This is a genomic window from Methylobacterium sp. Leaf112 (assembly GCF_001423295.1).
Taxonomy (GTDB): Bacteria; Pseudomonadota; Alphaproteobacteria; order Rhizobiales; family Beijerinckiaceae; genus Methylobacterium.
This window is the reverse complement of record NZ_LMNG01000027.1, coordinates 1-1,344: the sequence shown is the minus strand read 5'-3', so window position 1 is coordinate 1,344 and position 1,344 is coordinate 1. Positions and strand designations below refer to the sequence as shown.

The window sequence follows — 1,344 nt, the reverse complement described above, 5'->3', positions numbered from 1 at the left end:
TTGCCGGGGGTGAAGCGCATCTGCCGGCGCCAGTCGTGGATGTGCTCGGCATCGGCCGAGCCGAAGGCGAGACGCACCCGCTCGGGGTCGCCGTCGCGGTAGGCCGAGGCATGGTCGCCCACCACCAGGGTGTGCCGGCCCGCGGCGTGGACGAAGTAGTAGAACGTGCCGTCCTCCTCCAGCCGCCGCAGCAGGTAGGCCAGATCCGTCTCGTTCCACTGCACCGCGTAGGGCTGCTTGTCCGGCGGGCTCGTCACGCCGGAGAGATCGAAGTCGGCGATGCCGTGCTCGGCGCACAGGGTCTCGAGCACCTGGAGCGTGGTCCGATCGCGAAAGATCCTGCAATCCGACCGCTGGCTCATCAGCCACAGGCGCGGGCGCAGGGTCAACGCGTACTGACGCGCGCCGCGGGTGACGATCGGGCCCTCGTGCAGCTCGGTCACGAGCCCGTTCCAGACCCGGGGCGTGCCGTCCGCGAGGGTCAGGGACAGATCGGCGGCGGTGCCGACGATCTCGTCCGCCCGCACGGTCTCGCGCTGGGCCCGCACCGTGGCGCGCAGGGTGAACAGCGCCGACAGGCCCTCCTCGACCTCCAGCCGCTCCAGCAGCAGCGTGTCCTCGCCCAGCACCGTCGCGATCGACAGAAGACGACCCGCCTGCGTGTAGCGGACATGGGGCTCCATCGGCGGGTCTCCGAACCGTCAAGCTGACGACACCGCATACCACCTGCGATTGTGTTCGTCATCCGGGTTTCTCACATCGTATCCGGGCCGGTCCCGATCGCCTCGCCCCCGGGCTCGCGTTGCACCGCCATGGGCCCCGCTTGCCTCCCCTGCGAAGGTGGGGTCGTTCGACCGTGCGGGCGTAGCCGCAGAACCCGCCGGGGCCGTCGGCCTGCCCGCCCGGCGGCCGGCCTGCGAGGCTGGCGCCGGTACCGTCGCGCTTGCTCGATGACGAGGCTGGTCTCCACGCGGCTGCCGATTACGGCGCCGTCGAGGAGTTCGCCCCGAGCTTGGCGTCGCGGCTTTCGCAGTCGCCGTTCCTCGGGGCTGCCCGGCTCGATGTCGGCGAACAGCGAGCCAATCGCCGCGATCCAGTCCGGAACGACCGTGGCGCTGAACTCCGGCCCGTCGTCAGGTTGGAAATGCCCTGGCATCCCGCGAAGGCTGAACTGATCCTCCCCCGGTCTCACGGACACCTCTGATACGCTCGTTACGGGCGGGGAAGGTGTTTGATGGCAAAAACGAGACGCGAGTTCACCCCCGAGTTCAAACGCGAGGCGGTAGCGCTGTTGGAGAGCAGCGGCCGACCACAGATGCAGATCGCGGCCGAACTCGGGATCCA

The 1,344-nt window shown here is 69.6% G+C and carries 2 protein-coding genes; one reads left to right on the top strand and one right to left on the bottom strand.

The annotated features are described in order from the left end of the window. The coding region (locus tag ASF52_RS12415; RefSeq protein WP_274533793.1) for a type VI secretion system Vgr family protein at positions 1 to 683 on the bottom strand (683 nt) is incomplete at its 3' end. A 551-nt stretch (positions 684 to 1,234) separates the two neighbouring features. Here ASF52_RS12415 and ASF52_RS22875 point away from each other — a divergent pair. Then, positions 1,235 to 1,344 (top strand): transposase (locus tag ASF52_RS22875; RefSeq protein ID WP_162241028.1); only part of this gene is annotated, 110 nt, incomplete at its 3' end.